The sequence below is a fragment of the Holdemanella biformis DSM 3989 genome (assembly GCF_000156655.1).
Lineage (GTDB): Bacteria > Bacillota_I > Bacilli_A > Erysipelotrichales > Erysipelotrichaceae > Holdemanella > Holdemanella biformis.
On sequence record NZ_DS996843.1, the window covers coordinates 1 to 13403 of the forward strand.

General features: G+C 33.1%; 12 protein-coding genes and 1 other annotated feature. Of the genes, 1 reads left to right on the forward strand and 11 read right to left on the reverse strand.

From position 1 onward, the window contains the following. Positions 1-260: 260 nt before the first annotated feature. From EUBIFOR_RS06795 to EUBIFOR_RS06815, 5 genes are read right to left on the reverse strand one after another with little or no spacing between them, the layout of a single operon-like run. Positions 261-1076, reverse strand: coding sequence for a M55 family metallopeptidase (locus EUBIFOR_RS06795; RefSeq protein WP_003865241.1), 816 nt, complete (start codon positions 1074-1076; stop codon positions 261-263). Between the two features lies 1 nt (position 1077). Continuing rightward, a complete protein-coding gene (hydF, locus tag EUBIFOR_RS06800; RefSeq protein WP_040466355.1) occupies positions 1078-2250 on the reverse strand; it encodes a [FeFe] hydrogenase H-cluster maturation GTPase HydF in 1173 nt (390 codons plus the stop codon). A 1-nt stretch (position 2251) separates the two neighbouring features. Next, a complete protein-coding gene (gene hydG / locus EUBIFOR_RS06805; protein ID WP_003865243.1) occupies positions 2252-3700 on the reverse strand; it encodes a [FeFe] hydrogenase H-cluster radical SAM maturase HydG in 1449 nt (482 codons plus the stop codon). 16 nt (positions 3701-3716) lie between these two features. After that, the gene (hydE, locus tag EUBIFOR_RS06810; RefSeq protein ID WP_003865244.1) at positions 3717-4760 is read right to left on the reverse strand and encodes a [FeFe] hydrogenase H-cluster radical SAM maturase HydE; all 1044 of its coding nucleotides are present in this window, start codon (positions 4758-4760) and stop codon (positions 3717-3719) included. Further along, positions 4753-5010, reverse strand: coding sequence for a TM1266 family iron-only hydrogenase system putative regulator (locus EUBIFOR_RS06815; RefSeq protein WP_003865245.1), 258 nt, complete (start codon positions 5008-5010; stop codon positions 4753-4755). The genes hydE and EUBIFOR_RS06815 overlap by 8 nt, the downstream gene beginning before the upstream one ends. Before the next feature lie 237 nt (positions 5011-5247). Here EUBIFOR_RS06815 and EUBIFOR_RS06820 point away from each other — a divergent pair, with 237 nt between their 5' ends. Beyond that, on the forward strand, positions 5248-6687 hold the full coding sequence (locus tag EUBIFOR_RS06820; protein WP_003865246.1) for a sensor domain-containing diguanylate cyclase: 1440 nt from the start codon (positions 5248-5250) through the stop codon (positions 6685-6687). Positions 6688-6701: 14 nt separating this feature from the next. Here EUBIFOR_RS06820 and EUBIFOR_RS06825 read toward each other — a convergent pair whose 3' ends face one another. From EUBIFOR_RS06825 to EUBIFOR_RS06850, 6 genes are all read right to left on the reverse strand, one after another. After that, positions 6702-7481: a hypothetical protein gene (locus EUBIFOR_RS06825; RefSeq protein ID WP_040466306.1), complete on the reverse strand. Its 780-nt coding sequence runs from the start codon at positions 7479-7481 to the stop codon at positions 6702-6704. 88 nt (positions 7482-7569) lie between these two features. Continuing rightward, positions 7570-9330: a M3 family oligoendopeptidase gene (locus tag EUBIFOR_RS06830; RefSeq protein ID WP_040466307.1), complete on the reverse strand. Its 1761-nt coding sequence runs from the start codon at positions 9328-9330 to the stop codon at positions 7570-7572. 60 nt (positions 9331-9390) lie between these two features. Next, positions 9391-10125: an amino acid ABC transporter ATP-binding protein gene (locus EUBIFOR_RS06835; protein ID WP_003865249.1), complete on the reverse strand. Its 735-nt coding sequence runs from the start codon at positions 10123-10125 to the stop codon at positions 9391-9393. Then, positions 10118-11647: an ABC transporter substrate-binding protein/permease gene (locus tag EUBIFOR_RS06840; protein ID WP_040466308.1), complete on the reverse strand. Its 1530-nt coding sequence runs from the start codon at positions 11645-11647 to the stop codon at positions 10118-10120. Before EUBIFOR_RS06840 ends, EUBIFOR_RS06835 begins: the two co-directional genes overlap by 8 nt. Before the next feature lie 42 nt (positions 11648-11689). Then, positions 11690-11898, reverse strand: a binding site (T-box leader). Between the two features lie 51 nt (positions 11899-11949). Continuing rightward, positions 11950-12951 carry a PD-(D/E)XK nuclease family transposase gene (locus tag EUBIFOR_RS06845; protein ID WP_003865251.1) on the reverse strand — a complete coding sequence of 334 codons (1002 nt, stop codon included), beginning with the start codon at positions 12949-12951 and terminating at the stop codon, positions 11950-11952. Positions 12952-13057: 106 nt separating this feature from the next. After that, positions 13058-13402, reverse strand: a complete 345-nt coding sequence (locus EUBIFOR_RS06850; RefSeq protein WP_003865252.1) for a hydrogenase maturation nickel metallochaperone HypA — start codon at positions 13400-13402, stop codon at positions 13058-13060. Position 13403 lies beyond the last annotated feature (1 nt).

Here is a 13403-nt window from a genome sequence, read left to right on the forward strand (position 1 = left end):
TCTCTCTAATACGAAAAAAAAGAAGGAAATTTTAGAAAAGATGCACATTTTGAAAATTTCACATAATTCAATCTGATTTCACAACATTTACCAAAGTTATACTAAATTCATAACAACATAGAATGATATTCTATAAGTGCCTTAAAAGATAAGGCAATGAATATAGAAATAAACCAATATTCATATCTCTCTCCTAAAAAATAATAATAAACAAAAGTAACCATTTTAAGACACCAACACTTAAAATGGTTACTTTGTTTTTAAGCATATGCATTACAAACTTTAATCACAAAACGCATCAATGCATATAAATCTTTATACGTTTCCTTATTTATACGAACTGTACAATCATCCATCTTTTCTACATTATCCATTCGAGATACAAAATCCGCATTACGACTGTGATGGAAAGTAATATCCATTGCATGAGATGAAGACAATGTTGGTTTCTCATCTACTTTTAAAGCTTCTTGAATACCCTTAGTATATCTATTCTTCAACTCGTTAAAGCTGCAACATAAAGCACATTGATTATTCAATGTCTTCTTTGTTTCTACAAAGACACAACGAAGTTCTTCTTCGACTTGTTTACCATATTCACTATCACCACTTGCTAAGATAACAGGTACACCAAATTCATCTGCTAATAATCGATTTATGCCACTTTCACCAAGCTCTTTTCCATCTACCACAACTTTTCGTACCATCGTACCCCAAATTGTATGAGCCATTACACCAGGCGAATTACAACGAGAATGATAACCGATAAACATTGCACCATCAAAAGAATCATCTAACCCTTCCATCATGCCAAATTCTTTATAAGCACCATTTGCCGCTACAAAAGCAGCTCTTGGATCTAATTTTGAAGGAAGAAGATTATCCATATTTCCATGACCGTCATTCACTACAACTTCTTCTACACCATTTTGAAATAGTAAATCAATCACAAGATTGACTTCATTCATCATATTTGTACAATATTCAGAATATAAATATCCATTTTTAGCAGTATTTGCCGGATTACTATTTCCCCAAATACCTTCAATATCGGCTGAAATATATATTTTTTTCATTTTAAAATACCTCTACAGAACGATCTAAAATTCCGTTCATTTTCGCAATCGCAATACCATAATTTGTGAAAGGAACATCCTGTTTCTTGCACTCTTTCACTCTAGACTGTACTTCTTTTTCATTTAACATACATGCACCACAATGAATCACAACACTATATTTTGAAAGATCTTCCTTAAATCCATGTCCTGAAGTGAATTCAAAAGTTACATTCTTCTTTGTATAATTCAAAATCCATTTTGGAAGCTTATCTGTGCCAATGTCACCACACTGTCTATGGTGCGTACAACCTTCACTAATCAATATACAATCTCCATCTTGTAGATGATCTAGCTTGTTTGCCCCTTCAAGAACTGTAGCTAAACTTCCTTTTAAACGTGCCATAAGAATGGAGAAAGAAGTTAAATGAATAGATTTATCCACAATCTGACTAACCTTATTAAAAGCTTGAGAATCCGTAATAACTAATTTTGGAGTCACTCTTTTTAATGCTTCTTCAAGCTCTTCAACCTGACATGTCATGCCAATCGCATGATGATCCAAGATATCTCTTAACACAAGTTGTTGTGGTAAAATCAATCTTCCCTTAGGTGCTGACTTATCAATCGGAATCACAAGCACAACAACATCACCTGTTTTAATTAAATCACCAATAATTGTCTTATCTTCCTGATTCTTTGTGTTTGATGCTAACAATTGTTTTAATTCATTTATGTTTTCTTTATTTATAGCACTCACATAGATTTCATTTGAAGCCAACTCTTTCTTTTCTTCAATCAAATCACACTTATTAAAAGCTATAAAGTAAGGTAATTTATTTTCTTTAAACATGCCAATCAAATCCAAATCTATTTTTTGTAGACCTACATTTGCATCCACAACCAATACAGCCATATCAATTGTTTTTAAAACTTCTAGTGTTCTTTTGATTCTTAACTCACCCAAAGTTCCTTCATCATCCATACCCGGCGTATCCACAATTACAACAGGACCAATCGGTAAGATTTCCATAGATTTCTTTACAGGATCTGTCGTAGTTCCCTTTATATTAGAAACTAATGACATACTCTGGTTAGTAATCGCATTGACGACACTGGATTTTCCAGCATTTCTTAAACCGAAAAATCCAATGTGTGTGCGATTGGCACTTACTGTACTATTTAAATTAGCCATATTAGAACCTAAAATCTCTACGATTACTAGATTTGATTGCATCCACATTTTCACGAGCAATTTGTTGAGCTTTCGCATTTGGAATCTTATTTAATTCTTTTTCAATCAATTCAAAACCAATCTTCTTTGTATCTTCACTCGCATAGTCCACTAAATATTCACATAAAGTCATCAATGCGTTTGGATGACAACAATTTTGGATTTGTCCTGTCTTACACAAAGACATGAAACGATCTCCTGTTCTTCCTTCTCTATAACATGCAGTACAGAAAGAAGGTATGTAGCCTAACTGCATCAACCAATTTACAACTTCATCCAATGTTCTTTGATCCGATACATCAAATTGTTCTGAATCATGAGGACGATCTTCTTCTGTATATCCACCAACAGATGTACGACTTGCTCCACTAATTTGAGAAACACCTAAATGAAGCATTTTTCCACGAACTTCTTGAGATTCACGAGTTGAAATAATCATTCCTGTATATGGAACGGCAATACGGATACATGCTGCAATTTTTTCAAAAATTTCATCATCCAAACTATTATCAAATGCTTCTGGATCAATATCATCTGCATGTTTTACACGAGGCACACTAATTGTATGTGGACCTACACCATGAACAGCTTCTAAGTGTTCTGCATGCATCATCAACCCGGCAAACTCATATTGATAGCCCTCTAAACCAAACAATACACCTAAACCAACATCATCAATTCCACCTTCCATAGCTCTATCCATAGCTTCTGTATGATAATCATAATCATGTTTAGGGCCTGTTGGATGCAACTCTAAATAACTTTCCTTATTATATGTTTCCTGGAATAAGATATATGTTCCGATTCCAGCTTCTTTTAACTTACGATAGTTTTCAACCGTTGTAGCTGCAATATTTACATTGACACGGCGAATCGCACCATTTTTATGTTGAATTGAATAAATAGTTTTAATCGATTCTAAAATATATTCAATTGAGTTATGAACTGGGTCTTCTCCTGCTTCAATGGCCAAACGTTTATGTCCCATATCCTGCAAAGCAATAACTTCATCACGAATCTGATCTTGGGTTAATTTAATACGCTTGATATGTTTATTTTTCATATGATAAGGACAATATACACATCCATTCACACAATAGTTTGATAAATATAATGGGGCAAACATCACAATACGATTGCCGTAAAATGCTTGTTTGATTTCATTGGCAAGCTTATACATTTCCTCTATTTTTTCAGGAATATCACAAGCTAAAAGTACACTTGCTTCACGATGTGTCAAGCCTTCACAATGAACGCCATGCTCCGTCTTTTGAGGACGAGCCTTATTTAAAATTGAATCAATCAATTCTACATTGCGCTTGTTTTTTTCAGCATATTCAATCGTTTCAAGAATCTCCTCATGATTAATAAATTCTTCTGCCTTTAATGATTTTGGATTGTAAATACTCATTTTTGTTTCTCCTCTTTTATTTTTTTATATCTCCACGATCTGTTACAATTTTGTAACCAATCGAATTCATACGTTTTGATAAACAATCCTTGCATTCTGCGCTTTCTTCACCCGTACAAATTTTATTATCATATAACGCATATTTTTTTCTAACACTTACCGGCGATAAATTCGGCATAACAACATTGGCCCCGGCAAGAATCCCTTTTTCTCTTCCCTTTGGATCAATTGTTCCAAGTGCTGTTGTGGCTGGAAGTAAGATATTTGGTTGAATCAAACGAATTAAAGATAATAAGAATAACGTTTGATTCAAAGTACCACTTTCCATATTTTTAAAGGGCGTATCCTTTTGTGAAATAAATGGACCTATTCCACACATATCAGGTTTAAATGTTTCAATAAACTTCAAATCCATCGCCAAAGTTTCACTTGTCTGATAGGGGGAACCCACCATAAAGCCACAGCCTACTTGATAGCCAATTTCCTTTAAGTCTTTTAAACACTGCATGCGATGATCAAAAGACATATTCTTTGGATGCAGCTTTTCATAATGACTTTTATTTGCGGTTTCATGTCTTAATAAATAGCGATCAGCTCCCGCATCAAACCAAGCCTTATATGTATCTCTATCTTCTTCACCTAGAGAAAGGGTAATTGCACAATTTGGATATTCACTACGAATCTTTTGAACTATATTTGTGACAAAATCCCTTTTATAAATACCTTCCCCACCTTGAAGCACAAAAGTGCGAAAGCCAAGTTTATATCCTTCTTTGCAGCAATTCAATATATCTTCTTCATCTAATATATATCGATCGCAATTGGAATTTGATTTTCGAATACCACAATAGAAACAGTCATTACGACAATAGTTTCCTACTTCAATCAAGCCACGTACATAGACTGAATTCCCATATATAGAATTTGCGACTTCCTTTGCTTTGTTTGAAGCATATAATCGCAAAGCTTCATTTTCGGCTTCGATTAAAGTTTGATATTCCAATAAACTTAAAGCGTGTTCTCTTTCAAGTTTATCAATCAATCGATATGCCTCAATCATGACTAATCACATTGGAATAGGCAGTTTTAACACTAATTCCCTTTATATTTCCTAATTTACCGGCCAAAGCAGCAATTGTATTTTGTGGGGCATCTAATGCGATTGAAATTACACTAATTTTTTTTTGTTTATAAGGAATACCCATTCTTCCAATTATAAACTCACTATATTCATGTAAAATTTCATTTAAAAGATTTACTGCATTTGTATCTTCTACAATGATTCCCATTACGGCTACACGTGTTTCCATATTCAGCTCCTTCCAAAAGAAAAGCTATACTCCACACAAAAAGAGCATAGCTATAGTTATACTTACAAATTCTCATAAGCACCTTTCACGCAGAATTCTCTTAATGTTGGGAGCAAATTTCTTTATATCTTATATAATACACTAAAATGTGATTGATTTCACAAATTATGGTTAGTCTTATATAATTTGATATTCCTTTACCATTTTTCTTGGTATAATTAGAAAAAGGAGTTCCATATGAAAAATAAATATTTCGAACAAAAAAATTTCGTTAAAAACTATATTTACGCAATTACCATTTTCATCATAACTCTTGTGATTGGAATTTCTATATTTTTTAATGTTGTTCAATCTTCCATTGAAAAAAATTCAAGAGAAACACTCATTACCAATGTGACTCAACAAAGCGAGCACTTAAATACAATTTTGAATATTAACTATTCCTATTTAAATGTACTAGCACAAGAATTATCAAAGTCTGAAGACCTATTTTCAGAAAATAATATATCTTTAATTAAAGCCTTCATGGAAAACACAGACTTAAATCGTACCGCAATCATAGATTCAGATGGAAATGCACTATATGATAATAATGTAGTTAAAAATGTTGCACATCGAAGATATTTTAAAGAATCGATGCAAGGCAAACAATCTCTTTCAGACCCCTTAGAAAGTAGTGTTGATCAACAAACACGCGTTATTTTAAGTGTTCCTATTTATAAGAACAATCAAGTCGTAGGTGTTGTGGGCGGTTCTTATAATGTCACAAAACTAGGAAATATGTTGTTTGATGATTTGTTTGATGGACAAGGAAAAAGTTTTATTGTTGATCAAGATGGAAATCTAATCACTAGAGACAAGAAATACGAAAAAAAGCACAATATAAAAACAATAGATAATTTATTTGATATTTGTGATGAAAAGGAAGTGAAAACAGACTTCAACCAACAAGAATCAGATTTAATCCAAATACAAACCAAAAAGAATAAATCGTTATATTTAGCTTATTCCCCATTAAAAATCAATGATTGGATGATATGTTACATTGTTCCAGTTCATGTTGCTCAAGAATCTTACACATTTATTAAGCATTATGAAACTTTGTTGGCAACATTTTTAGGCTTGATTGTACTCAGCTTGATGATTTATTTGGCTCACTCAAATTCAAGAGAAAATAAATATTTGATTCATTTATCTGAAATTGATCCATTAACTTCCGTTTTTAATAAAGAAACAACACAAAAACTCATTGATCAAAAACTTAAGAATCATGAACACTTCTGTTTCTTGATCTTGGATGTGGATGATTTTAAATCGGTGAATGATAATTATGGACATGCCGTAGGTGATAAAGTATTAAAAAATTTGAGTGACCTATTTAAAAATCATTTTAGACAAACGGATATTGTTGGAAGAATTGGTGGCGACGAATTTATCATTCTAATCGAAGATGAACATATTGCCGAATCAAGAATTCAATCTTTACTAAAGAAAGTCAATGCATTAAAGATTGAAGAACTACAAGACTTTAAACTTTCTATCAGTGTTGGAATGGCATTCGCCCCTAGTAATGGCACTACTTTTATGGAATTATATCGCCATGCCGATCATGCCTTGTATCAAACAAAACGAACAGGCAAAAACGATTATAAAATATATAAAAATGACGAGAACTAAATCTCGTCATTTTCTTATACATTCGTATAGTTAAAACTATTTAAATCTACTGGCTTATCCTTTATATAATCCTTAATTTCTATGCCCTCTAATTTGGCTGGACGAAGCACAATCTTATTTTTAACAACATCTTCTTTAACTAGTTTTAATTGTTTCATCAATGCGAATAAATCTTTTAGAACATCCATCTTTTTAGGGATTCCCTTATACACATATTCAATAGCTCCTTCACTTAATGCCTGGCTTTTTGAAATATACTTCTTCCCATTCTTTTCTGCATTATACTGTATATAGAACCAGAATCGAAGTATCTGTAAATTTTCACCTTTACTATTTTTTAAGAATACCTCTTTCCAAGATGAATTCACCACTTCTTCTTTTTCTTTCTTTACAGAAGACTTCTTTTCTTTTAATAACTTATCGCTTGGTTTATCAATAATACTCTTATTCATCAATTCTTCCATTTCGATATCTGTGAATTTAATAACATAAATTTTTCTGCCATTCATTTCACTATCACGAACCAAACGAACACTTTTTAATTTACGAATCAACATATCCATAGATGGCCTTTCTGTACTTTCATCCAATAAACGGAATACATATTGATTGGCTTGGGCATTTGTCAATTCGTTTTCATATACCCAGTCATGCGTTTCTGCATACGGGTTTTTTACTGCCATAAATCTAGCATAACAAAATAATCTTAAAGAAAGTGCAGCTGCACCATTCTCATTACTATTTACGTTTTTGATAAAACGTTCTCTATTTTTCATTAACATTTCTGTACTCATTAAATCTCTCCTTGAAAAAATTCGAACGCAATAGATTATATCATCATTTGTGAACTTTTGCAGAAAAAAATTGCTTGTTTCCAAGCAATTATTTCGATAATTCGATAAATTCTTCAATTCTTGATTTTGCGGTTTCCAATGCAGAAATCCAGAAAGCTTCATCCGTTAGATCAATACCTAATACTGAAGCTGTATCTTCTACAGAAGCAACGGTTGTTGTGTGTAACATCTCTTTATATTTTGGAACAAATTCTTCTTTTCCCATTTCTTGATATTTTACAATCAATCCACGCGCAAACAATCCACCAAAGGCATATGGCCAGTTATAATAGCTTAAATCTGAAGAATAATAGTGTGACTTACATACCCACATATATGGATGTAAACAAGTTGGATCAAGTCCATCGCCATAAGCTTGTTTTTGTGCGTCCAACATAATTTCATTCAATTGATCTGTAAATAAGAATTCATCGCTTCTACGATCAAATACGGCTTTTTCAAATAAGTAACGAGAATAAATATCACAGATAATCTGACATAGATCTTGAAGTTGGTTTTCAATCAAGCCTAGTTTTACTTCTTTATCTTCCGTTTCATCAATTACTGCATTCATAATGATATTTTCATTAAATGTACTTGCCGTTTCTGCAACTGGCATAGAATATTCCCAATTCAACGGTTTGTGACTTTCAATATTCAATCCATGATATGCATGTCCAAGTTCATGAGCCAACGTAACGACATCTCCAAGTCCACCATCAAAGTTAGTTAATACGCGTGATTGTTTCACAAATGGCATATTACAACAGAAGGCTCCACCCACTTTTCCTTTGTGTGGATAAAAATCAATCCAGTTATTGTCAAAAGCTTCTTCCATCATATCAGCCAATTCATCACAGAATGGTCTAAAATGATTTACTAAATATTCTTTTGTAGTTTCAGGGGTAAAACTTGTAGTAGCTGATTTTCCGACTGGCGCAAATAATTCATACCAAGGAAGGCCATTTTCATATCCAAGTATTTCAGCTTTTCTTTTCAAATACTTATGGAATACTGGCAAGTATTTCTGCATTGCACTTAAAAGTGCGTCTAATGTTTTCTGGGATACATGAGACTGGTGTAGTGTCATATCCATTGGACTTGTATATCCACGCATTTTTGCTTCAGTGATAACTTGTAGTTTAATATTATTCAATGAGAAACTAACGGCATCCGCAATAGGTGCATAACTTTTGATTTCTGCTTCATAGGCAGCTTTACGAACTTCTTTATCTGCATCATAAGCAAGGTTACGAACAGAAGCCAATGGCAACTTCTTACCATCATATTCCACTTCAAGTGAGCTTGTTAAAAGGCTTTGTTGCTTTTCCCAAGCTGAACCACCAGAAATATTCATTTTGGCAAGTGCTTCCTCTACGTCTTCACTTAACAAATATTTTCCGCTTTCATGAATATCATTTAAGAAATATTTGTATTCGCAAAGTTCTGGACAATCTAAATAGCTGTTCAAATCTTTCATATCCGAAATATAGCGAGAGAATACAGCCATAGCCTTACTCGCTGTACTTGCGATGGTAGCTACTTTATCAATGGCTGCTGCCGCTTTCGTATTTGCCGTATTTGTGGATTGGCTCAAAAATCCAAAGCAGCTTAAATGTTTTTCCAAAAGTTCAAATTCTTCTAAAGCCTTAACAATTCGAATCAAATCTTCCTTCTCATTTTCATGACTTAAAGTCTTTGAAAGTTCATCCAATTCTTTTGCCTTCTTTTCAAAAGATGTTAGATCTTCACTAAATTTAGGATCATCAAATCCCTTGTACAATACGTCTAATGACCATTCTGAATTCATATCAATTTCCTCCATTTTATTAGATTATACCATAAGAAAAGCTTGAGCATATGCCCAAGCTTATAGTACCTGCGATAAAAATTTGATGGTTCTAGGATTTTGTGGGTGTTCAAAAATATCTTCTGGAGTACCTTGTTCTTGAATAATACCTTCATCCATAAATAATACGCGATCACTTGTTTCGCGGGCAAAGCCCATTTCATGAGTTACAATCACGATTGTCATTCCTTGGTTTGCTAATTCTTTGATTACTTCTAATACACCTTTTACCATTTCTGGATCAAGTGCACTTGTTGGTTCATCACATAGAATCACATCCGGATGCATTGCTAAAGCACGAACAATAGCTAGACGCTGTTTTTGTCCACCAGATAATTTTCTTGGATATTCATCTTTCTTATCTTCTAAGCCAACCTTTTTAAGCAATTCAATCGCTTCTTTTTCAGCTTCTGCCTTTGGTGTTTTAAGTTCTAAGATGGGGGTAATCGTAATATTTTCTAAAACTGTTAAATGTGGAAATACATTAAAGTGTTGGAAGATCATCCCAATCTTTTTACGGTGTGTATCAATATCCACATTTTCGGCTGCTATATCCACCCCTTCAAAAATGATTTGTCCACTTGTTGGTTTTTCTAATAAATTTAGACAACGTAAGAAAGTCGATTTTCCTGAACCACTAGGTCCAATAATACTAACAACTTCTCCTTGATGGATTGTTTGATCAATTCCTTTTAATACTTCAAGATCTCCAAAATTTTTATGTAAGTCTTTTACAACAATTAGTTCCTTAGTCACTGACACTCAACTTCCCTTCCATGTATTTAATTAATTTTGATAATGAATATGTAACGATAAAGTAAATCAAACCAACAATTACTAATGGTTCAATGGATTTATAAGTAGCGGATTTAATTACGCTATTAACAGTCATTAATTCACCAATATAGAATGTACTTGCCAAAGATGTTTCCTTGATCATCATAACGAATTCATTACCTAATGCAGGCAAGATATTTTTGATAGCTTGAGGAATAATGATTTTAGTCATCATATGTACATTCGACATACCCAATGATTTAGCCGCTTCTCTTTGACCTTTATCCACTGACTGAATACCTGAACGGATGATTTCAGCGACATATGCACTCGAGTTAATAATCAGCGCAATGATTACACTGACGATCATTGGCATCTTTCCATTTGTCAAATAAGAGAAAATATTAATGAATAACCACAATTGTAGCAACAATGGTGTTCCACGAATCAATTCTACATATACACCGGCAATTGCTTGTACAATCTTATTCTTTGATAATTTTACAAGAGCAAATAATCCACCAATAATTGTACCAAAGATAACAGTTATAGCTGCAAGTCCTAAAGTAACTCCTAGACCTTTTAATAATTGTGGCCAACAATATTGTACAATTTGAACACATGTTCCAAAGAATCCAGTTGCTGTCAATGTGAATTGTTCACTACTTTGTTTCTTAGCTGCTTTATACCATTTTTCATACAAACCTTTTTTATTAACTTCCTTTAAGATTTTATTGACTTCCTTCATCAATCTTTTTTCGCCTAAAGGAGCACCTACACGGTTACCTGCATAATCTTGATCAATATTAAATAATTCATCTAACTTCGCAAGTTCAGAGTTCTTTTCAATATATTCATCAGCTGTACCTTCCGAACATGCAACGGCTTGTACAGTCCCATTCTTTAATAGGGCAACACCATCATCAATACTTGAAATCGATTGTAGTTTTGCGTCTGGAATTTGATCTTCGGTATATTGTTGCTGGATTGAACCCTGTTGAGCAGCTACTTTTAAGCCCGTTAAATCTGTTAATTTTTTATATTTCTCTTCATCTTTTTTAGAAATAATAACAGCCTGTCCACCCGTGTCTTCTGTCATATTGTATCCAATAGACATTTCCATCTGTTGAGCACGTGCTGGTGTATAGGCTAATCCTGTAATAGCCAAGTCAATTTCTTCAGTTTGAAGGTTTGCCAAAACAGTATCGAAACTTGATGCTTTGATTGTTAATTTAACGCCCATCTTTTTTGCGATATATTTTGCCAATTCAATATCAGAACCAACATATTGAGCTTGTCCTGTTTTTGTCGAATCAATAAATTCATTAGGAGGGAAATCTGGAGATGTTCCCACAACTAATTCTCCTCTTTCTTGAATTTTATCTAATAAATCACCTGTAGTTGATGTGTCTGTTTCATCGGCAAATGCAGGCATAATACTAGACATCATAATCATAAAACTTACTAAAAATGCCGAAATAAATCTAAATCCTTTTTTCATGTTGTCCCATTCCTTTCTAATAAAAAAAGTCGTCCTTGAATATACAAGGACGACTATAAAATCGCGGTACCACCTTATTTCCTGCACAAAAGTACAGGCCCTTAACTCATAACGGGAGTATCCGAAGCTTCCTCAATCTTCGAAAGCTTAGCTCTAAGACACGTTCACCCTGTGCTTACTGTTCCATTTCCACCATCAGGAACTCACTATCAGCAGCATCCACGACTACTTCTTCTTTTCATTGCCTCTACAAAGGATGGCTCTATTATAAACAAACATTTTTTTAAATGCAACAGAAAATTTTAAGATTTTATCAACAACTCAATTTCATCCACATTTAGTGAACAATACGCAGATATTTGTTCAAGAGTAAAACCATCTTCATACATCTTGCAAACCATTTGTTTCACTTTCTTATCAGCTTCTAGTATAGCCTTTCTTGCTTCTTCTTTCTCTTTATGAGCTTCTTCTTTCTCTTTATGAGCTTCTTCTTTTTCTTTACGAGCCTCTTCTTTGTCTTTACGAACCTCTTCTTTGTCTTTACGAGCTTCTTTCATCTGTCTTTGAGCTTCTTCAAGTTCAAGCTGTAGTTCAATTCGTTCTTCATTTTCATGCAGCTTTTGAAAATCTTCTATTATTTTCTTCCAACGATCATCCGATATCGTTTCTACACGCTTCTCCAACATTTGAATCATCCCATCACTTTCTATCATCACCTTAATTTTACTATCATCCAATCCTTTATGGCAATTCAAAAAGTAATAAATCATTTTCTCCTGTTCATTCATGTCTTCAAGTGGTTTATTTAAATCCACTTTTGGCATTTCTATTGTCATTAACTTCATACGATCTTCTTTTTCATCTTTCACTAAAGGAATGCCACTGTATTTTCTCATTGTGTATAAACTACAAATGTCATCATCATCATCAGCAATTATCAAATTAAAGAATACCATCACAATAGTTTCCTTTAATTGACTATAACTTTTTCCTTCCATGTCTTGTGAACCATGAAGTCTAGCCAAATAATAATTAAATCGATTGAGTAAATTATCTTTGGTCTGTCTTAACTGCATTTCTAAATCCACCGTCGTTTGATCATCAAATTCAACTAATAGATCCAACCGAGGACTTTTCATTTTAGTATAGTCTTTTACCATTTCTGAATTCTTTACAACTACATGATTCACTTTCCGTTCTAAAAACACTGTAAGTAATGATTTTAAAGCATCATTAGCCTCTTTACAATCTTCGCCAAACACATATTTAAAGGCGAAATCATTTAATAAATTTGCGCTTCTCATGAGCACCTCTTTCTAGTAGGCATTTCCTACATACTCATATACGAAAAAAAAGATACTTTTTCGAATAATTTTTAAATTTTTGCACAAAAAAAGCGCCTTTCGACGCTTATTCAGCTTCAATCTGTTTAATGAGACACTCATTACCTTGAAGAAGAACTGTATGTTCACTCTTACAATATGGACATTTTCTTCCATATTGAATCGTATCATATGTTTTTTCACATTCATTACAAATCGTAATAGCTTCAATCCACTCATATTCTAGTGAAGAGTTTTCAATTAAAGGAACCTTCTTCCTATAATATTTCCAACAATCCACTAAATACTCAGGAACAATTCCACTTACTTTTCCAATCTGTAAAGTCACTCTACGAATATCTGTAATATTATTTTCTTGTGCAAGTTCTTCTAATGTTTTTGAAATATGTACAACAATCCCTAATTCATGCATA

Excerpts from the sequence above, each read along its gene's own strand:
- EUBIFOR_RS06795 (WP_003865241.1), bottom strand. The coding sequence starts at position 1,076 with ATGAAAAAAATATATATTTCAGCCGATATTGAAGGTATTTGGGGAAAT.
- hydF (WP_040466355.1), bottom strand. The coding sequence starts at position 2,250 with ATGGCTAATTTAAATAGTACAGTAAGTGCCAATCGCACACACATTGGA.
- hydG (WP_003865243.1), bottom strand. The coding sequence starts at position 3,700 with ATGAGTATTTACAATCCAAAATCATTAAAGGCAGAAGAATTTATTAAT.
- hydE (WP_003865244.1), bottom strand. The coding sequence starts at position 4,760 with ATGATTGAGGCATATCGATTGATTGATAAACTTGAAAGAGAACACGCT.
- EUBIFOR_RS06815 (WP_003865245.1), bottom strand. The coding sequence starts at position 5,010 with ATGGAAACACGTGTAGCCGTAATGGGAATCATTGTAGAAGATACAAAT.
- EUBIFOR_RS06820 (WP_003865246.1), top strand. The coding sequence starts at position 5,248 with ATGAAAAATAAATATTTCGAACAAAAAAATTTCGTTAAAAACTATATT.
- EUBIFOR_RS06825 (WP_040466306.1), bottom strand. The coding sequence starts at position 7,481 with ATGAGTACAGAAATGTTAATGAAAAATAGAGAACGTTTTATCAAAAAC.
- EUBIFOR_RS06830 (WP_040466307.1), bottom strand. The coding sequence starts at position 9,330 with ATGAATTCAGAATGGTCATTAGACGTATTGTACAAGGGATTTGATGAT.
- EUBIFOR_RS06840 (WP_040466308.1), bottom strand. The coding sequence starts at position 11,647 with ATGAAAAAAGGATTTAGATTTATTTCGGCATTTTTAGTAAGTTTTATG.
- EUBIFOR_RS06845 (WP_003865251.1), bottom strand. The coding sequence starts at position 12,951 with ATGAGAAGCGCAAATTTATTAAATGATTTCGCCTTTAAATATGTGTTT.
- EUBIFOR_RS06850 (WP_003865252.1), bottom strand. The coding sequence starts at position 13,402 with ATGCATGAATTAGGGATTGTTGTACATATTTCAAAAACATTAGAAGAA.